Origin of the sequence: Streptomyces sp. NPDC001594 (genome assembly GCF_042893675.1) — a bacterium.
In the GTDB taxonomy this organism is placed as follows: Bacteria; Actinomycetota; Actinomycetes; order Streptomycetales; family Streptomycetaceae; genus Streptomyces.
In genome coordinates this window covers 366,488-386,870 of the sequence record NZ_JBIAVB010000003.1, presented here as the reverse complement: position 1 = coordinate 386,870, position 20,383 = coordinate 366,488, and the positions used below count along the sequence as shown (strand labels likewise).

Annotated in this window: 20 protein-coding genes; 9 read left to right on the top strand and 11 right to left on the bottom strand. The window is 72.3% G+C overall.

Annotated elements, in window-relative coordinates; genetic code table 11:
• Positions 1 to 452 precede the first annotated feature (452 nt).
• Together ACFY0O_RS08080 and ACFY0O_RS08075 are read right to left on the bottom strand one after the other, a co-directional pair.
• On the bottom strand, positions 453 to 710 hold the full coding sequence (locus ACFY0O_RS08080; protein WP_388944138.1) for a hypothetical protein: 258 nt from the start codon (positions 708 to 710) through the stop codon (positions 453 to 455).
• On the bottom strand, positions 703 to 831 hold the full coding sequence (locus tag ACFY0O_RS08075) for a hypothetical protein (RefSeq protein ID WP_388944135.1): 129 nt from the start codon (positions 829 to 831) through the stop codon (positions 703 to 705). Before ACFY0O_RS08075 ends, ACFY0O_RS08080 begins: the two co-directional genes overlap by 8 nt.
• A 91-nt stretch (positions 832 to 922) precedes the next feature.
• Between ACFY0O_RS08075 and ACFY0O_RS08070 the strand changes: the two genes are divergently transcribed.
• Both ACFY0O_RS08070 and ACFY0O_RS08065 read left to right on the top strand, forming a co-directional pair.
• On the top strand, positions 923 to 2,191 hold the full coding sequence (locus tag ACFY0O_RS08070; RefSeq protein ID WP_388944132.1) for a Twin-arginine translocation pathway signal: 1,269 nt from the start codon (positions 923 to 925) through the stop codon (positions 2,189 to 2,191).
• A 1-nt stretch (position 2,192) separates the two neighbouring features.
• Entirely contained in the window at positions 2,193 to 2,507 is a 315-nt protein-coding gene (locus tag ACFY0O_RS08065) for a 4a-hydroxytetrahydrobiopterin dehydratase (RefSeq protein ID WP_358895711.1), read from the top strand.
• A gap of 708 nt (positions 2,508 to 3,215) precedes the next feature.
• Here the strand turns inward: ACFY0O_RS08065 and ACFY0O_RS08060 are convergent.
• The 5 genes from ACFY0O_RS08060 to ACFY0O_RS08040 form a co-directional block, all read right to left on the bottom strand.
• The gene (locus ACFY0O_RS08060; protein ID WP_388944544.1) at positions 3,216 to 4,397 is read right to left on the bottom strand and encodes a sensor histidine kinase; all 1,182 of its coding nucleotides are present in this window, start codon (positions 4,395 to 4,397) and stop codon (positions 3,216 to 3,218) included.
• Positions 4,398 to 4,488: 91 nt separating this feature from the next.
• A complete protein-coding gene (locus ACFY0O_RS08055) occupies positions 4,489 to 5,214 on the bottom strand; it encodes a hypothetical protein (RefSeq protein ID WP_388944129.1) in 726 nt (241 codons plus the stop codon).
• Positions 5,211 to 7,100: a phosphatidylglycerol lysyltransferase domain-containing protein gene (locus ACFY0O_RS08050; protein WP_388944126.1), complete on the bottom strand. Its 1,890-nt coding sequence runs from the start codon at positions 7,098 to 7,100 to the stop codon at positions 5,211 to 5,213. Before ACFY0O_RS08050 ends, ACFY0O_RS08055 begins: the two co-directional genes overlap by 4 nt.
• An 81-nt stretch (positions 7,101 to 7,181) precedes the next feature.
• Positions 7,182 to 8,261 carry a nicotinate-nucleotide--dimethylbenzimidazole phosphoribosyltransferase gene (gene cobT / locus ACFY0O_RS08045; RefSeq protein ID WP_358897560.1) on the bottom strand — a complete coding sequence of 360 codons (1,080 nt, stop codon included), beginning with the start codon at positions 8,259 to 8,261 and terminating at the stop codon, positions 7,182 to 7,184.
• Between the two features lie 53 nt (positions 8,262 to 8,314).
• Complete coding sequence (locus tag ACFY0O_RS08040; protein ID WP_388944123.1) at positions 8,315 to 9,529, bottom strand: bifunctional adenosylcobinamide kinase/adenosylcobinamide-phosphate guanylyltransferase; 1,215 nt, start codon at positions 9,527 to 9,529, stop codon at positions 8,315 to 8,317.
• A gap of 93 nt (positions 9,530 to 9,622) precedes the next feature.
• Here ACFY0O_RS08040 and ACFY0O_RS08035 point away from each other — a divergent pair, with 93 nt between their 5' ends.
• Positions 9,623 to 9,832, top strand: a complete 210-nt coding sequence (locus ACFY0O_RS08035; protein WP_045946916.1) for a hypothetical protein — start codon at positions 9,623 to 9,625, stop codon at positions 9,830 to 9,832.
• 52 nt (positions 9,833 to 9,884) lie between these two features.
• Here the strand turns inward: ACFY0O_RS08035 and ACFY0O_RS08030 are convergent, their stop codons facing one another.
• The gene (locus ACFY0O_RS08030; RefSeq protein WP_358897568.1) at positions 9,885 to 10,628 is read right to left on the bottom strand and encodes a class I SAM-dependent methyltransferase; all 744 of its coding nucleotides are present in this window, start codon (positions 10,626 to 10,628) and stop codon (positions 9,885 to 9,887) included.
• 77 nt (positions 10,629 to 10,705) lie between these two features.
• Positions 10,706 to 11,305, bottom strand: a complete 600-nt coding sequence (locus tag ACFY0O_RS08025; protein WP_388944120.1) for a DUF3043 domain-containing protein — start codon at positions 11,303 to 11,305, stop codon at positions 10,706 to 10,708.
• Positions 11,306 to 11,566: 261 nt separating this feature from the next.
• On the opposite strand from ACFY0O_RS08025, the gene ACFY0O_RS08020 reads away from it, so the two are divergent.
• Positions 11,567 to 12,361, top strand: a complete 795-nt coding sequence (locus ACFY0O_RS08020) for a PspA/IM30 family protein (protein ID WP_358897555.1) — start codon at positions 11,567 to 11,569, stop codon at positions 12,359 to 12,361.
• A 14-nt stretch (positions 12,362 to 12,375) separates the two neighbouring features.
• Positions 12,376 to 12,654: a hypothetical protein gene (locus ACFY0O_RS08015; RefSeq protein WP_388944117.1), complete on the top strand. Its 279-nt coding sequence runs from the start codon at positions 12,376 to 12,378 to the stop codon at positions 12,652 to 12,654.
• A 69-nt stretch (positions 12,655 to 12,723) separates the two neighbouring features.
• Here ACFY0O_RS08015 and ACFY0O_RS08010 read toward each other — a convergent pair whose 3' ends face one another.
• Complete coding sequence (locus ACFY0O_RS08010) at positions 12,724 to 13,521, bottom strand: hypothetical protein (protein ID WP_388944115.1); 798 nt, start codon at positions 13,519 to 13,521, stop codon at positions 12,724 to 12,726.
• A 70-nt stretch (positions 13,522 to 13,591) separates the two neighbouring features.
• Between ACFY0O_RS08010 and ACFY0O_RS08005 the strand changes: the two genes are divergently transcribed.
• The 3 genes from ACFY0O_RS08005 (at position 13,592) to ACFY0O_RS07995 (ending at position 18,440) form a co-directional block, all read left to right on the top strand.
• The gene (locus ACFY0O_RS08005; protein WP_388944112.1) at positions 13,592 to 14,413 is read left to right on the top strand and encodes an adenosylcobinamide-GDP ribazoletransferase; all 822 of its coding nucleotides are present in this window, start codon (positions 13,592 to 13,594) and stop codon (positions 14,411 to 14,413) included.
• 33 nt (positions 14,414 to 14,446) lie between these two features.
• Positions 14,447 to 15,166, top strand: coding sequence for a response regulator transcription factor (locus ACFY0O_RS08000; protein WP_358897548.1), 720 nt, complete (start codon positions 14,447 to 14,449; stop codon positions 15,164 to 15,166).
• A gap of 154 nt (positions 15,167 to 15,320) precedes the next feature.
• Entirely contained in the window at positions 15,321 to 18,440 is a 3,120-nt protein-coding gene (locus ACFY0O_RS07995) for an efflux RND transporter permease subunit (RefSeq protein WP_388944109.1), read from the top strand.
• A gap of 60 nt (positions 18,441 to 18,500) precedes the next feature.
• Here ACFY0O_RS07995 and nadA read toward each other — a convergent pair whose 3' ends face one another.
• Complete coding sequence (nadA, locus tag ACFY0O_RS07990) at positions 18,501 to 19,688, bottom strand: quinolinate synthase NadA (protein WP_358897544.1); 1,188 nt, start codon at positions 19,686 to 19,688, stop codon at positions 18,501 to 18,503.
• Between the two features lie 336 nt (positions 19,689 to 20,024).
• On the opposite strand from nadA, the gene ACFY0O_RS07985 reads away from it, so the two are divergent.
• Positions 20,025 to 20,381 (top strand): iron-sulfur cluster assembly accessory protein, encoded by a 357-nt coding sequence (locus tag ACFY0O_RS07985; protein WP_030029080.1) that lies wholly within the window; start codon positions 20,025 to 20,027, stop codon positions 20,379 to 20,381.
• The last annotated feature ends 2 nt before the right edge of the window (positions 20,382 to 20,383 follow it).

The window sequence follows — 20,383 nt, the reverse complement described above, 5'->3', positions numbered from 1 at the left end:
AATCCCGCTGGGCGGGGATGGAAGACGACCGGGACCAGGGGGCCGGGACCACACTGAGCGGTCTCGGAGATCGGTTGGGGGTTTCCCGTCAGTCTCATCGTCCTTCCGCGTCGGGCCGGCCTGTCAAGGGCGCTCCTTCGTCGCGTCGCTGCGCGATGGCCTTCGGCCACCCTTGACAGCCCGTCCCGCCACGAAAAGCCGAAGACTGCCGGGAAACCCCCAAAAGGACGGCACGGTCCATCGATGGACATACGGCGGGATCGGCGATCAGTCGGGGTGGTCGGGGGCCGCCTCGCCGAGCACCAGGGTCCGCGCCAGCGGATCGGGGCCGCCCCCACGCGCCAGATCGCTACGCGCTCCTCCCGTCTCAGCGTCAGCCGCCCGTCCGGGGCTGATACCCGCACCAAATGCCAACGAGGTCGTCATCCGGGGCCGGCTGGCGCGACAAATCGCTACGCGCTCCTCTGATCTCGGCGTCCGACGGCCGTCTGGGGCTGGTCATAGGCAGGTACGACGTTTTCGACGGCGGTGGTGAACTCTCGGCCGGATGAGCCCCGGATGTAGGCGAGTTCCATCCAGCGTTCGTAGGTGAGGCAGTCGGAGACGTTTTCGTTGATGACGGCCATCAGCTCGCCTTCGGTGCCGGAGGCGATGTCGCGGACGCGGCGGCGCAGGAGGCGGTGGGGGACGTACTCGTACTGCTCACTCATCGTCCGTCTCCGTCTGTTCGGGGGCGCTGCGCAGGAACCTTGCCCACCCGGCTGCCGCACGGGCCAGCAGGCCGGGGCTGGGGTGGTGGCAGTCGTGCAACTCGGCCGGTTCGTCTGTCATGCGGAGATGATGGGCGGGCGGACAGACGGGCAGACAGGTCATCGCGTGGCCATCGGTGGCCATCTGGTGGCCATGGCCGGGAACGGATGCGATGACGCCTCAAGCTGGGCCCATGAGTCAACGCAATGACGCGCTGCGGGCGGCGAGGCTCCGTGTCGGCTGGCGCACGATGGATCAGGCAGCCAAGGGGCTGTCCGAGCACGGGCGGAGGCTTCTCCAGGACCGGCACTTCGACGTTTCCCCTCGTACCTGGCGGCGCTGGGAGGGGGAGCGGCCCGGCTGGCCGGCGGAGGAGACGGCGATCGTGCTGCACGATGCTCTCGGCCGGTGGCCGGAAGATCTGGGGTTCACCGTGCCTGTCGGATGGATCCGCCCCGAGGCCCGTCAAGGGGACGACGTGAACAGAAGACAGTTCGTCTCCGTGACCGCTGCCGCCCTCGTGCCCGGTCCGATGTCGTCCCAGCACGTCGACCCGGCGCTCATCGATTACTTCGAGCAGCAGCTCGAAGGGCACTATCGGGCCGACATGTATCTGGGTCCCCACGACCTGATCGGTACCGTCAGCGCGCAGTACCAGCTGATCGACAAGCTGATCCGCTCTGCGAAGGGGGAGGTGCGCCGGGGGCTCCTGCGGGCCGGGGCGGCCTATGCGGCGTTGGTGGGCTGGCTCTATCAGGATGCGGGTGATCTGGGTGCCGCCGCGTTCTGGCGCGGGGTCACGCAGGAGATAGCGGTACGTTCCCGAGATGCCCATCTCATCGGGTACAGCCTGGTCAACCAGGCCCATGTCCGCACGGACCTGAGCGACGGGCACGGTGTCATCGACCTCTGCGAGGCCGCCCTGGACCTGTCGGACGGGCTCCTGCCCAAGATCCGCGTCATGGCCCTGCAACAACAGGCGCACGGCGCCAGCCTCACCGGCGACCGGGCCGCCGTGGACCAGCTCATCGACACCGCCGAAGGGCTGCTGTCCCGCGTCGACGACGACCTTCCCTGGGGCAACGCCTGCCGCAGGACACCGGGGTACCTGGAGGTCCAGCGCGCCACCTGTTACGGCCGGCTGGGCCTCGGCCGGGAAGCGGATTCGCTCTGGGCTCAGGTCCTCGACGTCGTCCCCGCGACCGCCCGGCGGGACCGTGGCGTCTACCTCGCCCGGCACGCCACCTCGGCCGCCACCGCCCGGAACCCCGACCACGCGGTCGAGATCGCCCGCGAAGCCGTGCACCTCGCCATCGAAACCCGATCCGCCCGCATGGTGCGGGAACTGCGCACCCTGGAACGGGCCATGCGCCCATGGCACGATGCACCCGTAGGCCGGGACCTCAACGAGATCCTGGCGCCGGTTGGCAAGGGGAGCTGACATGGGCGTACCGAGGGTGTTGTCCGACGAGGAGATCGCCGAGAACCTGACCGACCTGCCCGGCTGGGAACGCAAGGGCGACGAGATCACCCGGACCTACGAGATCCGCTACCACGCTGCCGTGGCCGCCATCGTCACCATCGCCGACCGGTCCCGCCGCATCCAGCACCACGCGGACCTCGACCTGCGCATCGACCACCTCCGGGCGACCGTCACCACCCACGACGCGGGACACCGCCTCACCGCAGCCGACTTCGACCTCGCCCACCGCATAGACGCCATCGTGGCCGCCCACCAAGCCCTCCCCCTGGACTGACCCCGATGGATGACGGGCCGCAGACGCCGAGAAACGGGGACCGCGTAGCGATCTGACGCGCCAAATCGGCCCCGAATGCCGCTCTGTTCGTCATTTGGTGCAGGTATCAGCCCCAGACGGTCGTCGGACGCCGAAACGGGGGGAGCGCGTAGCGATTTGTCGCGCCCACCGGCCCCGGATGACGAATCCGTCGTCCTTCGGTGACAGCAGCGGCCCCAGACGGCTGGCAGACGCTGAGACGGGCGAAGCGCGTAGCGATCTGACGCGCAGGGCGGCCCCGAATGGCATGTATGTCGGCCCGGATGCCCGGCGAGGCGACCCCCGACGACCCCGAAGGGTCGCTGATACGGCCGCATGTCCATGAACATCCGTCCCGTTCCTTTGGGGGTTTCCCGGCAGTCTTCGTTTTTCCGGGGCGGGACGGTCTGTCAAGGGTCGCCGAAGGCGATCGCGTAGCGACGCGACGAAGGAGCGCTCTTGACAGGCCGGCCCGACGCGGAAGGACGATGAGACTGACGGGAAAGCCCCGACCCATCTCTGAGACCGCTGGCTGAGGCCCCGGCAAACCCCGGTCCCGGTCGCCTTCCATCCCCGCCCAGCGGGATTCCGGCCCCGGTCCCACCGGCCCGCACCCGGGGAGGCGGGTGGGCAGCCGCCGACCGGCCCCCGACCCGTCGAGGGGGAGATGGCGGGCCCGCACCGCGAGCCTCACACCGGCAGGATCGCGTGGACCCGGTACCCGCCCCCGTACCGGGGCCCCGTGAAGCAGGAGCCGCCCAGGGCGCCCGCGCGTTCGCGCATGCCGAGGAGGCCGTGGCCGCCGCCCGGGTCGCCCGGGGAGGAGTCGGCGGAGTCGCCGCCGTCGTCCAGGACGGTGACCTCCACCGAGGCGCCGACCCGGACCACGCTGACCTGCGCCCGCGCACCCGGGCCCGCGTGCTTGCGGACGTTGGTCAGGGCCTCCTGGATCACCCGGTACGCCGCCAGGTCCACCGCCGCCGGCAGCGGCTCCGCGTCCGGCCCGGCCCCCGCCCCCAGCTGGACGGTGGCCTCGACCGGCAGGCCCGCGTGCCGGAAGGTGTCGAGGAGCTCGTCCAGTACGGCCAGCCCCGGGGCGGGCTCCGTCGGGGCCTCCGGGTCGCCGGTCTGCCGCAGCAGGCCGACCGTCGCCCGGAGTTCGTTGAGGGCGGACCGGCTCGCGTCGCGTACGTGGGCCAGGGCCTCCTTGGCCTGGTCGGGCCGCTTGTCCATGACGTGTGCGGCCACCCCCGCCTGGACGTTGACCAGGGCGATGTGGTGGGCCACCACGTCGTGCAGGTCCCGGGCGATGCGCAGCCGCTCCTCCGCGACCCGCCGCCGGGCCTCCTCCTCGCGGGTCCGCTCCGCCCGCTCGGCCCGTTCCCGGATGGCGTCGACGAAGGCCCGCCGGCTGCGGACGGCGTCTCCGGCGGCGGCGGCCATGCCGGTCCAGGCGAAGATCCCGATGTTCTCCTGCGCGTACCAGGGCAGCGGTCCGGCCAGCATGGCCACCCCGGTCAGGCCCGCCATCGTCAGCAGCCCGGTGCGCCAGGTGGTGGGCCGGTCGGTGCGCGCGGCCACGGTGTAGAGGGCGATCACGGCGCTCATCGCGACGGGCGCCCGCGGCTCACCGGTGGCCAGCTCGACCAGGCTCAGCCCGCAGGTGACGGCGAGGACCGTGCGCGGGCTGCGGCGGCGGAAGACGAGGGCGGCCGCACCGAGCAGCATCAGCAGCAGCGAGACGGGTTCGGGGGCGCGGGTGCGGAAGCTGGGCCCGAGCGGGCCGTGCGGGTCGACGAAGGACCCGAGGACCATGGACGCCAGTGCCCCGAGCGCCAGCACGGCGTCGGTGGCGAGCGGGTGGGCCCGCATCCACTGCCGTCCGGTGGCGAAGGGCCCGGGCCCGAGGTCTGTGGTCACCCCGCTACGGTACGGGTTCGCGCGTACGGCGCCCTTACGGGCCTCAGCCCCCGCCGGGCCCCCGCGGCGGGGGCGGGGTCCGGCGGCCCAGCGGGGCCCGGGAGCGGGGCGGTCCCCACTTCGCCCGTACCACGCACACCGCCATCACGGCGGCGATGGCCGCGAGGTGTTCCTTGCCCGCCAGGTTGTCCTTGACGAGGACCTCCCCGATCATCACGAGGATCACCAGCGTGCCGGTGAGGTAGGCCCGGTAGCGCCAGCAGACGTAGAGGGCCAGGCCCACGACCGCCGCCGACGGGCCGGTGTCGTTGACGACGCGGTCGGTGACCGGCAGGCCGAAGGGGTGCTCGGGGCCCAGCGAGAGCCCGATGCGGGCGTAGGTGGTGCCGGCGAGGGTGGCGATGTACCCGATCAGCAGGGTGCGCCACCAGCCGATGCAGATCTCGGCGATCCCGAAGACCAGCAGGATCTGCGCGAGCGCCCCCCACACCGGCAGGTCGAGGGCGGGGACGAAGAGGGAGAGCGGCGTGCGCAGCAGCGCGAGCCACAGCGGGTCGGCGGCTTTGACGGACCCGAGGTTCTGGACGGGCTGGAAGCCCCAGGACGTGTTCTGGACGATCTGGAAGACCGAGGTGAGGCAGACCGCCCCGAGGGTCATCGGGACGGCCCGCCACTTGTCGCGGACGAGTGCGTCCCGGAGGGTCCAGAACAGGGGGCCCCACTCGCGGCGGGCGAACCGCCGCGGTGAGGCCGTCGTCCACGACGTCAACGAATCGTCTCCAGATGTCTGCGGTGCATCCACTTCGGCAGGCCGGGCGCCTCCAGGAAGCCCTCGGCCCGGCCCGCCGCGATGCCGATGCGCAGCAGGTCGGAACTCTTCTCGAAGAGCATGAACCGCGGCTCCCAGATCGGGCGGTATTTGGCGTTGGCCCGGTAGAGGGACTCGATCTGCCACCAGCGGGAGAAGAAGCTCAGCAGCGAGCGCCACATGCGCAGCACCGGACCCGCGCCGAGCTTGGACCCCCGCTCGAAGACGGAACGGAACATGGCGAAGTTCAGTGAGACCTGTGTGACGCCGATCTCCTTGGAGCGTTCGAGGAGTTCGATGACCATGAACTCCATCAGGCCGTTCTCGGAGTCGCGGTCACGGCGCATCAGGTCCAGCGACAGGCCCTTGGGGCCCCAGGGCACGAAGGACAGCACGGCGCGCAGCTCGCCGTTGCCGTCGGTGCACTCCAGCATCACGCACTGGCCGTCGTCCGGGTCGCCCAGGCGGCCCAGGGCCATGGAGAAGCCGCGCTCGGTGGCGCCGTCGCGCCAGTCGTCGGCGCGCTGGAGCAGGACGGCCATCTCCTCGGCGGGGATGTCGCAGTGGCGGCGGATGCGGACGGTGTAGCCGGCCCGCTTGACGCGGTTGTAGGCCTGCCGGACGGTGCGCATGGCGCGGCCCTCCAGCGTGAACTCGTCGGTCTCCACGATGGCCTCGTCGCCGAGCTCCAGGGCGTCGAGCCCGTGCCGGGCGTAGATCTGCCCGGCTTCCTCGGAGGCGCCCATGACGGCGGGCACCCAGCCGTGCTCGCGGGCCTCGGCCAGCCAGGGCTCGATGGCGCCGGGCCAGGCCTCGGGGTCGCCGATGGGGTCGCCGGAGGCCAGTGAGACCCCGCCGACGACGCGGTAGGTGACGGCGGCCTTGCCGGTGGGGGACCAGATGACGGACTTCTCGCGGCGCAGCGCGAAGTAGCCGAGGGAGTCGCGGTCGCCCTGCTTGGCGAGGAGGGCGCGCAGTTTCTCCTCGTCCTCGGGGGTGAGCGGGTCGACGGCGCGGCGGGAGCGGAAGGCGGCGAACAGCACGGCGAGGAGCAGCAGCATCGACATGACGTTGATGAACACGTCCACCCAGGCGGGGGTGGTGATCGCGTTGTACGCCTTGTCGTCGGGCGCCAGGGTGATCAGCCGCATCACGCCGTAGCGCCAGCGGGCGAGGAACGTGGCGTCGGCCCGGTCGGGGTCGGTGTTGGTCGCGCCGACGAGGAGGGCGGCGACGAGCGAGGTGAGCAGCAGGCCGACGGCGGCGACGGCGGTGGCCAGCTTGGGGTTGGAGCGGTCGCCCTTTGCGTAGAACTCGTGGCGGCCCACCAGGAGGGCGCCGACGAAGGCGGCGGTCAGGGCGAGCGAGACCCAGTTCTGGGCGTGGTCGCGGAACTCGGGGTAGCACAGGCTGAACTCGCCGCTGGTGCACGGGGCGAAGGCGGCGACCGCGAACGCCAGCAGCAGCAGGCCGCCGACCACGAGGTTCAGGATCCAGGCGGCCCGCTTGCGGCGGCCCATGGTGACCGCGAGCAGCAGCGAGAACAGGCCGGAGGCGAAGCCGGCCGTCAGCAGGTACGGGGTGTAGAAATCGGCGGTGTTGTGCCGGCGCAGGTCCTGCCCGAGCGAAAGCCACACCGCGCTGAGGAAGTTGACGAAGGTGACGGCGCGGAGGTACCAGACCGCGAAGGCCGCGCCGCGCCGTGAGCTGGGGCTTCCCCGGCGGGTCTCGGGCTTGGCCGCGGCCTCCCCTCCCTGCTCCTTCTCCTTCTTGTTGTTGGAACCCTTGCCGGAAGCCTGATCGAGGCTCTTCCGGTCTTCTACGCTGGTCAAGCGGACCTCTCCCATGAAACGCGATGATATGGGCGTCACCGGTCCGCAGGCCGTACGGGCACTGCGGACTGGTCAGGCCCGTGGTGCCCGGTGCTTTCAGTCCGTCTTCTGGTCCGCCGGCGCCTCTCCGTAGGACGTCTCGGGGAGTTCCGCGGCGAGCGCGGCGGCCGCCTGGACCAGGGGGAGCGCCAGCAGGGCTCCGGTTCCCTCTCCCACTGTGACGCCGTGGTCGAGCACGGGGTTGAGTGCCATCCGGTCCAGTGCCTTGGCCTGGCCCGGCTCGCCGCTGCTCTGTCCGGCCAGCCACCAGTCGGGGGCGCGGAAGGCGGCCCGCTGGGCGACCAGTCCGCAGGCGGCCGAGACCACCCCGTCGAGGATGACGGGTGTCCGGCGCACCGCGCACTGGAGCAGGAAGCCGGTGATGGCGGCGACGTCCGCGCCGCCGACGGCCGCCAGGAGCGCCGTCTGGTCGCCGAGCACCGGGCGGGCGCGGCGCAGCGAGTCGCGGATGGCGGCGCACTTGCGCATCCAGGCCAGGTCGTCGATGGGCAGGCCGCCGCGGCCGGTGACCACGGAGGCGTCGGTGCCGCACAGGGCGGCGACCAGGGTGGCGGCGACGGTGGTGCCGCCGACGCTGAGGTCGCCGAGGACGACCAGGTCGGTGCCGGAGTCGGCTTCCTCGTCGGCGATCCGGATGCCGAGCCTGAGCGCGGCCTCGGCCTCCTCGGCCGTGAGCGCGTCCTCGACGTCGATGCGCCCGCTGCCGCGCCGGACGCGGTGGCGGACGACGTCCTCGGGCAGCAGGGCGGGGTCGCAGTCCAGGCCGGCGTCGACGACGCGGACGCCCGCGCCGAAGCGTCCGGCGAGGATCGAGACCGGGCTGGTGCCGTCGAGCACCGCGCGCACGAGTTCGTGGGCGCTGCCCGCGGGCCGGGCGGAGACCCCGGCCGCGGCGATGCCGTGGTCGGCGGCGAACAGGACCACCCGGGGCCGCTCGACCGGCCGGACCGGTACCCGGCCCTGCGCGGCGGCCAGCCATTCGGCGAGCTCGTCGAGCCGGCCCAGGGCGCCGGGCGGCAGGGCGAGGCGCCCACGGCGCTCCTCGGCGTCACGTCGCACGCCCCCGTCGGGGCGTTCGATCAGATCGGAGAAGTCGTCGAGATTCAGGGTGGTCATCTGCCAGAGATTACAGCCGTCCGGAGCCTCCTTCGGGGGTGGCCGGCGATCCGTCACGAAGGCGGCTCCTTGAGGGCGAGGGCCTGCCCGGCGACCACGAGGAGGACGTGTTCGCACTCGCCGGCCACCGCGTTGTTCAGGCGCCCCAGTTCGTCGCGGAACCGCCGGCCGGAGGCGGTCGCCGGGACCACTCCGGAACCCACTTCGTTGCTCACGAGCACCACCGTGCGCCGGGTCGCGCGGACCGCCGCCACCAGGTCGGCGATCCGGGCGCGGAGCTCCTTGTGCCCGCCGGCCGCCCAGACGGCGTCGTCCCAGGCCCCGGCCCGGTCCATGGCGTCGGTCAGCCACAGCGCGAGGCAGTCGATCAGCAGGGGCGTGCCGGGCAGGTCCAGCAGCGGCACCAGGTCGCAGGTCTCGGCGGTCCGCCAGTGGGCGGGCCGCCGCTCGCGGTGGAGGCCGACGCGCTGGGCCCAGTCCGCGTCGCCGGCGCGGGTGCCGCCGGTGGCGACGTAGGTCACCTCGGGGAAGGCCTCCAGGCGCCGCTCGGCCTCGACGGACTTGCCGGAGCGGGCGCCGCCCAGCACCAGGGTGCGGCGGGGTACGTCCGGTACGGGGTGGTACTCGCCGGAGGTCACGGTGGTGCCGTCGGGGAGGGCCCGGGCCCCGGCGGCGGCGCAGCGGCGTTCCAGCTCCCGGCCGGGCGGCACGTCGTGGTCGAGGTGGACGGCGATCACGTCGGTGGCGGGGCCGACGGCGCCGGTGGAGCGCAGCCGGGCCAGGGCCTCGGGCCGGCCGAGCACGTCGGCGAGGACCACGTCGTACGGGTGCCGGGCGGGCACCCCCTCGGTGCCGGCCGGTGCCCCGCCGGGCGGCAGGTACAGCAGCCGGGCCCCGTCGGGGCCGGTGACCTCGTATCCGGTGCCGGGGGAGTCCATCGGCACGGCCCGCACCCGGTGCCCGCTGATCACGGCGAGCTCCCGCCCGTCGGGGACCCGTCCGGCGGCGGGCAGCCCGGGCGGCAGCTCGACGGCCGGCCCGTCGTGCGGGTGGGTCAGGAGCACCTGCCGTACACCGGCCAGCGAATGCCCGGCGCGGGCCCCGGCGAGCACCGCGCCGGGGGTGAGGTCGAGGAGCAGTGCGCCGTCGACGAGGACGGAGGTCGCGGCGCGCGACCGGGCGCCGACGCAGACCGCGCAGACCGCGCAGGGACAGCCGGGGCGGGGCAGTCCTTCGGGGGTACCGGTGCCGAGGAGAGTGAGTTCCACACGGAGATCTTCTCGCTTCGCCGGTAGGGGTGCGCGCCCGGTTACTCTGCGGGCAGACTCAAGGCGAGTAGCGGACGAGCAACGGAGGCGGACATGGCGTGGACGTGGCGGTTCGAGGCGGCCGACGGCAGCGAGACCAGCCCGGCGGTGGAACCGGAGGAGTTCACCACGCAGGGGGACGCGGAGTCCTGGATCGGCGAGGTCTGGAAGGAGCTCCTGGACGGCGGCGCGGAGAGCGTGACCCTGTTCGAGGACGGCTCGGAGATCTACCGGATGAGCCTCAAGGCGGCAGCGGAGGCCTGACGTACGAAACCCCCGGGGCGGGCCCCGGGGGTTTTCCGTCGCGCGGGCTTCCTCAGCCCCGCACCCCGCACAGGTGCAGCAGTGCGGCGACCGACCGGTAGGGGTCGGTGCGCCCGGCGCGCTCCTCCGCGGCGAGCAGCAGTTCCAGCTCCTCTTCCGGAGGGAGCTCGGCGGCCGCCTCGGTGCCGTCGGTGAACACGCGCACCCCGTACCAGGCGTGCAGCGGGGCGCCGATCCCGGACAGGGTGCCCGTCAGGTCGGCGAGCCGGTCGGCGCGGACCTCCAGGCCCAGCCGGTTCGTGTAGTCGACGGTGTCGAAGGCGTCCAGCGCCCCCGACCAGTCCCCGGACAGTCCCGGCCGCAGGGCGAGCGCGTCGCCGTTGCGCACCAGCAGGGACAGCAGTCCGCCCGGGGCCAGCATCCGGGCCAGCCCGGCGAGCATGGCGTCGGGCTCGGAGACGTACATCAGTACGCCGTGGCACAGCACGACGTCGAAGCTGCCCGGTCCGAAGTGCGCTCCGGTCTCCCGGCCGTCGCCCTCGATCAGCTCGACCCGGTCGCGGATCCCCGCCGGCTCGGCGGCCAGCGCGGCGTGGGCCACCGCCAGCATGGCGGCGTCCTGTTCCAGGCCGGTGACCATGTGCCCCGCGCGGGCCAGGCGCAGTGCCTGGGTGCCCTGGCCCATGCCGACGTCGAGGACGCGCAGCCGCTGCCCGACGGGGAAGCGCTGCGTGATCTGCTCCTCGACCTGTCGGCCGACGAGTTCCTGGCGGACGGCGTTGCGCAGTCCGCCCAGGCCCTCAAGCCAGAGCCTGGCGCCCCCCGAGAAGCCCTCCCCCTTCGACGCCCGAGATGGTCCGGGCGTCGCTCCGGTCAGGGCCGTTCCCCGCGCTTGACCTGCGGCTTGGGCAGACGCAGGCGGCGCATCTGGAGGGTGCGCATCAGGCCGTAGGCGATGGCGCCGCGGCGGGGCTCGTTCTGGAACCGCTCGTTGAGGGCCTTGCGCAGCCGGAAGACCAGGCCGATCGAGTCCAGGACGATCAGGGCGATCACGACCATCCACAGCGTCAGCGCGACGGTCTGGAGCGAGTTCACCCGGATCATGCTCAGCACCAGGATGATCACGGCCAGCGGCAGGAACATCTCGGCGACGGAGTAGCGCGAGTCCACGAAGTCGCGGACGAAGCGGCGGACCGGGCCCTTGTCACGGGCGGGCAGATAGCGCTCGTCGCCGTTGGCCAGCGCCTCGCGCTGGCGGGCCATCTCTTCCCGGCGGCGCTCGCGGGCCCGCCGGGCGTCCTCCTTGCGGTTGCCGGTCGAGGCCACGACGGCCTTGCGCTGCGACTGGGCCACAGCACGCTTCGGCGTCGGGCGGCCCTTGGGGGCCTGCGGGTCACGGGGCTGCGAGGGGCCGGCGCTCACCTTTTCGGTGGCGGAGGCCTTCTCTTCCTTGGAGGAGCGGCTACCAAACACAGGGACAACCCTACGTGGTCGGGGGCGGGCGGCCCACCTCGGCGGGGAACGATCCGGCAACGGCGGGCGTCTTCCCGGTACGAGGCTCCTGAGGCCCTCGGGGATCACCTACTCCTTACGCCTGACACGGCGCAGGGGTACTCGTCCTGGAGGAGGAGCGCATCCGTACTCGAACAGTGCGGTAATGGAGGCAGGGCCCGTACTGTGGGTCCTGTCGGTGACCTGCACCACAGTCCGTCTAGAAGGGGGCGCGCGAAGCCCATGAGCGGTGTCATGAAGCGTATGGGGATGATCTTCCGCGCGAAGGCGAACAAGGCCCTGGACCGGGCCGAGGACCCGCGCGAGACCCTCGACTACTCGTACCAGAAGCAGCTGGAGCTACTGCAGAAGGTGCGCCGGGGCGTCGCCGACGTGGCGACCTCCCGCAAGCGGCTGGAGCTCCAGCTCAACCAGCTGCAGGGTCAGTCCGCCAAGCTGGAGGACCAGGGCCGCAAGGCCCTCGCGCTGGGCCGTGAGGACCTGGCCCGCGAGGCCCTGTCCCGGCGTTCCTCGCTCCAGCAGCAGGTCGCCGACCTGGAGGTGCAGCACCAGACCCTCCAGGGCGAGGAGGAGAAGCTGACGCTGGCCGCGCAGCGCCTCCAGGCCAAGGTGGACGCCTTCCGTACGAAGAAGGAGACCATCAAGGCCACCTACACGGCCGCCCAGGCGCAGACCCGCATCGCGGAGTCCTTCTCCGGCATCTCGGAGGAGATGAGCGACGTCGGCCTGGCCATCCAGCGGGCGGAGGACAAGACGGCGCAGCTCCAGGCCCGTGCCGGCGCGATCGACGAGCTGCTGGCCTCCGGTGCCCTGGACGACCGGAGCGGCCTCGGCTCCAAGGACGACATCCAGGCCGAACTCGACCGCCTCTCCGGCGGGAACGACGTCGAGCTGGAGCTCCAGCGGATGAAGGCGGAACTGGCCGGCGGCCCGTCCGCGCAGCAGCAGGCCATCGAGGGCGGCGCCCCCGGCACCGACCGGCCGCAGCAGACCCAGCACCGGTTCGACAAGCAGTAGGACAGGGGCCCGTCATGATTGTCCGCATCATGGGGGAAGGCCAGGTGAAGGTGGCCGACGCCCACTTCGCCGAGCTCAACAAGCTGGACGACGAACTCCTGGAGGAGATGGAGTCCGGCGACGAGGCGGGCTTCCGGCGCACGCTGGGCGCCCTGCTCGACGCCGTGCGGCGGCTGGGCACCCCGTTGCCCGACGACGCCCTGGAGCCCTCCGAGCTGATCCTGCCCGCCCCGGACGCGACCCTCGACGAGGTCCGGGACATGCTCAGCGACGACGGCCTCATCCCGGGCTGACTACGCCCGCGCAGGACACCGACCCGCGCGAAGGGTCCGCCCCCCCGGTCCGGGGGCGGACCCTTCGCGTCATCCGGAGCCGTGCCCCGGCCCGCCCCTACCGCCGCTCCTCTCGCGCGCCCGCTCGCGCTCCGGGTCGGACAGCCCGCTGATGAAGTTCTCGAACCGGCGGCGCGGCCGGGCCCAGCGCCGGTCGTGGTGGAAGGCCCGCAGCCCGGCCTTGGCGCGGGCGCGCGGCCGGTGCGCGTAGAACCGCCGCGCGTACGGGGAGCCGGGCCGGGCGAGGCGGACCGCGCCGATCAGCGCGACGAAGGGGATCACCGTCCCGAAGATCGCCGTACGCGGTTTGCCCTTCCACAGGGCGATCAGCGCCAGGAAGAAGTTGGTGGCGGTGTTCATGACGACGAGCCCGCGGCTGTGCCGCTCCCCGGGCGTGAGCTCGTTGACCCCGAAGGGCAGGAACCCGCCCAGGACCAGGGCGACCATCGCGGCCGTCAGTACGACGACCTCCACGCTCTTGCGGCCCTGCTCGCTCCAGTAGACGTCGTCCAGGTGCAGGATCAGCGCGAACTCGTCCAGCACCAGCCCGGCGCCCAGCCCGAAGAGCACGGCCGACAGCCCCGCGCCGAAACTGTGGCCGCCGCTGCCCACCGCCCCGAACCCGCCGATGATCACCAGGACCACGCCGGGCACCACGTGGTGGACGTGCAGACCACCCGGGGTGATGTTCTTGAAGGGGCCCCGGCCCGCCCGGATCAGCCGTGTGATCACCCGCGTGACCAGGAACGACAGGACGAACGACAGCAACGCGAGCAGCAGCGGCAGCTTGCCCGGCTCGACGATGTTGCGCACCCACCAGTGACCCACGACACCCGCTCCCGATATGACACGTAATGGGCAATTTACCGCTCACCGTAAGCGGGTAGCGTTCGCGCCGATGACAGATTCCACCGATGATCGACCGCCGCTCCCGCCCGGGGAGCGCGCCACCCTGGCCGACGGGATCCGCTTCGCCTTCGGCACGCTGACGGTCCTGCCCGCCCGCATCACCCGCTGGGACCGGCCCGCCGCCCGCACCGGCATGGCCTGCGCCCCGCTGGCCGGCCTCGCCGTCGGCCTCCTCGCCACCGTACCCGGAGTCCTGCTGCTGTTCCTCGGCGGCGGCCCCCTGCTCGCCGCCGCCGTCACCGTCGCCGTCCCGGCCGCCCTGACCCGCGGCCTCCACCTGGACGGTCTGGCCGACACCGCCGACGGCCTCGGCAGCGCCAAGCCCGCCGAGGACGCCCTGCGGATCATGAAGCAGTCCGACATCGGCCCCTTCGGCGTCATCTCCCTGCTGTTCGTCCTGCTGATCCAGGTCGCCGCCCTCGCCAACGCCTACGCCGGCTCCTGGACCCGGGGCGCGCTCGCCGCCGTGACCGCCGCCGTCACCGCTCGGCTCGCGATGACCCTGGCCTCCCGCCGGGGCGTCCCCGCCGCCCGGCCCGAAGGGCTCGGCGCGGCCGTCGCCGGCGTGGTCCCGCACCGCGCGGCGGCCGGGGTGGCCGCCCTGGTCCTGGCCACCGCCGCGCTGGCCGCCCTCCCCATGGGGCCGGCCGCCACCGCACAGCACGCGGCCGCCGTCCTCGCCGGCCTGCTCGCCGCCGAGACCCTGCTGCGCCGGTGCGTGCGCCGCTTCGACGGGGTCACCGGCGACGTCTTCGGCGCCCTCTGCGAGACCGCCGCCACGGCCGTCCTGCTCGTCCTCACCCTGGGCTGATCACCCCGCCGGGCGTCCGCGTACCCTCGGGGCGTGGATGAGAACGGGGCTCAGGAGCGGGGCGCGGGCCCCATCAAGGTGCTGCTCGCCGACGACCAGGCGCTGCTGCGCAGCGCGTTCAAGGTGCTGGTCGACTCCGAGCCCGACATGCGGGTCGTGGGGGAGGCCTCCGACGGGGCCCAGGCCTACGCCCTGGCCCGCGAGGCCGGGGCGGACGTGGTCCTCATGGACATCCGCATGCCCGGCACCGACGGCCTCGCCGCCACCCGCCTGATCAGCGAGGACCCGGAGTGCTCCGGCGTGCGGGTCGTCATGCTGACCACCTTCGAGGTGGACGAGTACGTGGTCCAGGCCCTGCGCGCCGGGGCCTCCGGCTTCCTCGGCAAGGGCGCCGAGCCCGACGAGCTGCTCAACGCCATCCGCGTCGCGGCCGCCGGCGAGGCCCTGCTCTCCCCGGCCGCCACCAAGGGCCTGATCGCCAGCTTCCTCGCCCAGGGCGGCCGCGCCGACGCCCCCGCCACCGGGTCGGCCCACGCCGAACGGCTCGCCGCGCTGACCGGCCGCGAGCGCGAGGTCCTCGTCCTGGTCGCCGCGGGCCTGTCCAACGACGGCATCGCCGCCCGGCTGGAGGTGAGCCCGCTGACGGTCAAGACGCACGTCAACCGGGCCATGGCCAAGCTCGGGGCCCGGGACCGGGCCCAACTGGTGGTCGTCGCGTACGAGTCGGGCCTGGTCCGCCCCCGCGCCGACTGACCACGGCGACCGGCGCGGCCCCGCAGTACGACCGTGTACTGCGGGCGCGGTATGCGGCGCATAAGGACAGGACCTGGGGCCGACGCAGCCGCGCCGCGCCATGGGTGAGGCTGGAGGACCCTCGCCCACGTCACAGCAGAGAGATCCCACACCCATGTCCTGGCTGTCCCGCTTCAGCCTGGCCCAGAGAGCCCTGATCGGCCTCGTGTCGATCGTCGCCCTGCTCTTCGGCGCCATAGCCATCCCGCAGCTCAAGCAGCAGCTGCTGCCGTCCATCGAACTGCCGATGGTCTCCGTGCTCGCGCCGTACCAGGGCGTCTCGCCCGACGTGGTCGAGAAGCAGGTCGTCGAGCCGATCGAGAGCACCCTCAAGGGTGTCGACGGCATCACCGGCATCACCTCCACCGCCAGCGAGGGCAACGCCCTCATCCGCGCCACCTTCGACTACGGCGACGAGGGCACCAAGCAGCTCGTCGCCGACGTCCAGCAGGCCGTCAACCGGGCCCGCGTCCGGCTGCCCGCCGAGGTCGACCCACAGGTGGTGGCCGGCTCCACCGACGACATCCCGACCGTCGTCCTCGCCGCCACCTCCGACAAGGACCAGCAGGCCCTCGCCGACCAGCTCAACCGCTCCGTCGTCCCGGTCCTGGAGGACCTCGACGGCGTCGGCCGGGTCAGCGTCGAAGGCGTGCGCGACCTCCAGGTCACCATCACCCCCGACAACGCCAAGCTGGCCGCCGCCGGCCTCGACGGCGCCGCCCTCGCCGAGGGCCTCAAGGCGGGCGGCGCGGCGATCCCGGCCGGCTCCTTCGACGAGCAGGGCAAGAACCGCACCGTCCGCGTCGGCTCCGGCTACACCTCCCTCGCCCAGCTGGAGGACCTCCGGCTGACCGCGGGCCCCGGCAAGCCGGTCGTCCGCCTCGGCGACGTGGCCGCCGTCAAGCAGGAGCCGGCCAAGGCCGACTCGATCACCCGCACCAACGGCAAGCCCAGCCTCGCCCTCGTCCTCACCATGGACAAGGACGGCAGCGCCGTCGCCATCTCCGACGCCGTCAAGGACAAGCTGCCCGAGCTGCGCTCCCAGCTCGGCTCCGGCGCCGAGCTGACCGTCGTCAGCGACCAGGGCCCGGCCGTGGCCCGCTCCATCTCCGGCCTCACCACCGAGGGCCTGCTCGGCCTGGCCTTCGCCGTGATCGTGATCCTGGTCTTCCTGGCCTCGATCCGCTCGACCCTGGTCACCGCGGTGTCCATCCCGCTGTCCGTCGTCCTCGCGCTGATCGTGCTGTGGACCCGCGACCTGTCGCTCAACATGCTGACGCTGGGCGCGCTCACCATCGCCATCGGCCGCGTCGTCGACGACTCGATCGTGGTCCTGGAGAACATCAAGCGCCACCTCGGCTACGGCGAGGAGCGCGAGGCCGCGATCACCGCCGCCGTCAAGGAGGTGGCCGGCGCGGTCACCTCCTCCACCCTCACCACCGTGGCCGTCTTCCTGCCGATCGGCCTGGTCGGCGGCATGATCGGCGAGCTCTTCGGCTCCTTCTCGCTCACCGTCACCGCCGCCCTGCTGGCCTCGCTGCTGGTCTCCCTGACGGTGGTCCCGGTGCTCTCGTACTGGTTCCTGCGCGCCCCCAAGGGGACGTCCGAGGATCCGGAGAGGGCCCGCCGCGAGGCCGAGGAGAAGGAGGCGAAGAGCCGCCTCCAGCGCCTGTACGTCCGGGTCCTGGGCTTCGCCACCCGGCGCCGCCTGACCAGCGTCGCCATCGCCGTCGTGGTCCTGGTCGCCACCTTCGGGATGACCCCGCTGCTGAAGACCAACTTCTTCGACCAGGGCGAGCAGGACGTCCTGACCGTCAAGCAGGAGCTGCCCGCCGGCACCTCCCTGGCCGCCTCCGACGGGGCGAGCCGCAAGGTCGAGCAGGCGCTGGCCTCCGTCGAGGGCGTCAAGGACTACCAGGTCACCGTCGGCTCCTCCGGCTTCCTCGCGGCCTTCGGCGGCGGAACGGGCACCAACCAGGCCTCCTACCAGGTCACCCTGGACGACGCCAAGCACTCCGACGCCGTCAAGCAGCGCATCCAGGACGCCCTCGGCAAGCTCCAGGGCATCGGCGACACCTCCCTCTCGGCGGGCGGCGGCTTCGGCAGCCAGAACCTGAGCGTGGTCGTCAAGGCCGGCGACGGCGCCGTCCTCGCCAAGGCCGCCGAGCAGGTCCGCGCCGAGGTGGCCACCCTCAAGGACGTCACCGACGTCCAGAGCGACCTCGCCCAGTCCGTGCCCCGGATCTCGGTCACCGCCACCCCGAAGACCGCCGAGGCGGGCCTGAACCAGGCCGCCCTGGGCGCCATCGTCGCCCAGGCCGTCCGCGGGAACCCGGCGGGCAAGGCCGTCCTGGACGACACCGAGCGCGACATCGTCATCCGCTCCGCCCACCCGGCCACCACCCTGGCCGAGCTGCGGGACCTGCCCGTCGGCCCCGCCAAGCTGGGCGACATCGCCGAGGTCAAGGAGGTCCCCGGCCCGGTCGCGATGACCCGGATCGACGGCGCCCGCGCCGCCACCATCACCGCCAAGCCGGTCGGCGACAACACCGGCGCCGTCAGCGCCGCCCTCCAGACCAGGCTCAAGGCCCTGGACCTCCCCGAAGGGGCCACGGCCTCCATCGGAGGCGTCTCCCAGGACCAGGACGAGGCCTTCGGCTCGCTGGGCCTGGCCATGCTCGCGGCCGTCGCGATCGTCTTCATGCTGCTGGTGGCGACGTTCCGCTCGCTGGTCCAGCCGCTGATCCTGCTGGTCTCCATCCCCTTCGCCGCCACCGGCGCGCTGGGCCTGCTCGTCGTCACCGGAACCCCGATGGGCGTCCCGGCGATGATCGGCATGCTGATGCTCATCGGCATCGTGGTCACCAACGCCATCGTCCTGATCGACCTGGTCAACCAGTACCGGGCCCAGGGCTACGGCGTGGTCGAGGCGGTCGTCGAGGGCGGCCGGCACCGCCTGCGCCCCATCCTGATGACGGCCCTGGCGACGATCTTCGCCCTGCTCCCGATGGCGCTGGGCGTCACAGGCGAGGGCGGCTTCATCTCGCAGCCGCTCGCGGTGGTGGTCATCGGCGGCCTGGTCAGCTCCACCCTGCTGACGCTGCTGCTCGTCCCGACCCTGTACACGGTGGTCGAGCTGCGCAAGGAGCGCCGCCGGGCCAAGCGCGAGGCCAGGCGGCAGGCCAGGCTGACGGTGGTCCCGACCCCGTCGGACGAGGACCGGGTCACGGTCTGACCCCCTGAACGCCGAAGGGGCGCCCCCCCGGGGGCGCCCCTTCACGCGTGTGCGGGCCCGCTACGGGAGGGCGAGCATGCGCTCCAGCGCGAGCTTGGCGAAGCTCTCGGTCTCCTTGTCGACCTGGATCTGGTTGACGAGGTTGCCCTCGGCCAGGGACTCCAGGGTCCACACCAGGTGGGGGAGGTCGATGCGGTTCATCGTCGAGCAGAAGCAGACCGTCTTGTCGAGGAAGACGACTTCCTTGTCCTCGGCGGCGAAACGGTTCGCCAGCCGCTTGACGAGGTTCAGCTCGGTGCCGATGGCCCACTTGGAGCCGGCCGGGGCCGCCTCCAGCGCCTTGATGATGTACTCCGTCGAGCCGACGTAGTCCGCGGCCGCGACGACCTCGTGCTTGCACTCGGGGTGCACCAGCACGTTGACGCCGGGGATCCGCTCGCGCACGTCGTTGACCGAGTCCAGGCTGAAGCGGCCGTGGACCGAGCAGTGGCCGCGCCACAGGATCATCTTCGCGCCGCGCAGCTGCTCGGCGGTCAGCCCGCCGTTCGGCTTGTGCGGGTTGTAGAGCACGCAGTCGTCCAGGGACATGCCCATGTCGCGGACGGCGGTGTTGCGGCCCAGGTGCTGGTCGGGGAGGAAGAGCACCTTCTCGCCCTGCTCGAAGGCCCACTCCAGGGCCTTCTTGGCGTTGGACGAGGTACAGATCGTGCCGCCGTGCTTGCCGGTGAAGGCCTTGATGTCGGCGGAGGAGTTCATGTACGAGACGGGCACGGTGGCGCCGGCGATCCCGGCCTCGGTGAGCACGTCCCAGCACTCGGCGACCTGCTCGGCGGTGGCCATGTCGGCCATCGAGCAGCCGGCCGCGAGGTCGGGCAGGACGACCTTCTGGTCGTCGGAGGTCAGGATGTCCGCGGACTCGGCCATGAAGTGCACGCCGCAGAAGACGATGTACTCGGCCTCCGGCTTGGCGGCCGCGTCGCGGGCGAGCTTGAAGGAGTCGCCGGTGACGTCGGCGAACTCGATGACCTCGTCGCGCTGGTAGTGGTGCCCGAGGATGAAGACCTTGTCCCCGAGCTTCTCCTTGGCCGCGCGGGCGCGGGCCACCAGGTCCGGGTCCGACGGCGAGGGCAGGTCGCCGGGGCACTCCACGCCGCGCTCGCTCTTGGGGTCGGACTCGCGGCCGAGCAGCAGCAGGGCGAGGGGCGTCGGCTGGACGTCCAAGGGCTGGGCGGTGGTCACGACACGCACCCTTTCTGTTCTGCGAGTAGGTGCCTTCCGAAGAGGGCTTCCGAAGGCGTCACTTCGACTTCTCGTCTATATGACGTTATCTATCATAACCGCTTCACGTCACTTTGACGATGGCGATAATGTCGATGTGACGCATTCGCCCGCTCCGGAGCGGCACACTCCACCGGCCCTCAGCGAGGGGTCCACCGCTCCCCACGGGTGTGCGAGCATGAATATCTGAAACAAGGCGCCGGACCCGGAATGAAACCGCGGTCCCCCTGGTTGCCACCGACGGCAAGAGTCCGACGTTTCCCCAGCCGCCCGGCGGGGAGCCGCCCACTTCGGGAGTGAATGCAGATGTCCGTACAGGACGACAAGACCACTGTGAGCGACGGCATCCTCCTGTCCGACGCCGCCGCCGAGAAGGTCCGCACCCTGCTGGAGCAGGAAGGCCGCGATGACCTGGCGCTGCGCGTCGCCGTCCAGCCCGGCGGCTGCTCCGGCCTGCGCTACCAGCTCTTCTTCGACGAGCGCTCCCTCGACGGCGACGTCGTCAAGGACTTCGACGGCGTCAAGGTCGTCACCGACCGGATGAGCGCCCCCTACCTGGGCGGCGCCTCCATCGACTTCGTCGACACCATCGAGAAGCAGGGCTTCACGATCGACAACCCGAACGCCACGGGCTCCTGCGCCTGCGGCGACTCCTTCAGCTAAGC

Bases quoted from the DNA above. Each gene is read 5' to 3' on its own strand.
- ACFY0O_RS08080 (WP_388944138.1), bottom strand. From the start codon at position 710: ATGAGTGAGCAGTACGAGTACGTCCCCCACCGCCTCCTGCGCCGCCGC.
- ACFY0O_RS08075 (WP_388944135.1), bottom strand. From the start codon at position 831: ATGACAGACGAACCGGCCGAGTTGCACGACTGCCACCACCCCAGCCCC.
- ACFY0O_RS08070 (WP_388944132.1), top strand. From the start codon at position 923: ATGACGCCTCAAGCTGGGCCCATGAGTCAACGCAATGACGCGCTGCGG.
- ACFY0O_RS08065 (WP_358895711.1), top strand. From the start codon at position 2,193: ATGGGCGTACCGAGGGTGTTGTCCGACGAGGAGATCGCCGAGAACCTG.
- ACFY0O_RS08060 (WP_388944544.1), bottom strand. From the start codon at position 4,397: ATGCGGGCCCACCCGCTCGCCACCGACGCCGTGCTGGCGCTCGGGGCA.
- ACFY0O_RS08050 (WP_388944126.1), bottom strand. From the start codon at position 7,100: ATGGGAGAGGTCCGCTTGACCAGCGTAGAAGACCGGAAGAGCCTCGAT.
- cobT (WP_358897560.1), bottom strand. From the start codon at position 8,261: ATGACCACCCTGAATCTCGACGACTTCTCCGATCTGATCGAACGCCCC.
- ACFY0O_RS08035 (WP_045946916.1), top strand. From the start codon at position 9,623: ATGGCGTGGACGTGGCGGTTCGAGGCGGCCGACGGCAGCGAGACCAGC.
- ACFY0O_RS08020 (WP_358897555.1), top strand. From the start codon at position 11,567: ATGAGCGGTGTCATGAAGCGTATGGGGATGATCTTCCGCGCGAAGGCG.
- ACFY0O_RS08015 (WP_388944117.1), top strand. From the start codon at position 12,376: ATGATTGTCCGCATCATGGGGGAAGGCCAGGTGAAGGTGGCCGACGCC.
- ACFY0O_RS08005 (WP_388944112.1), top strand. From the start codon at position 13,592: ATGACAGATTCCACCGATGATCGACCGCCGCTCCCGCCCGGGGAGCGC.
- ACFY0O_RS07995 (WP_388944109.1), top strand. From the start codon at position 15,321: ATGTCCTGGCTGTCCCGCTTCAGCCTGGCCCAGAGAGCCCTGATCGGC.
- ACFY0O_RS07985 (WP_030029080.1), top strand. From the start codon at position 20,025: ATGTCCGTACAGGACGACAAGACCACTGTGAGCGACGGCATCCTCCTG.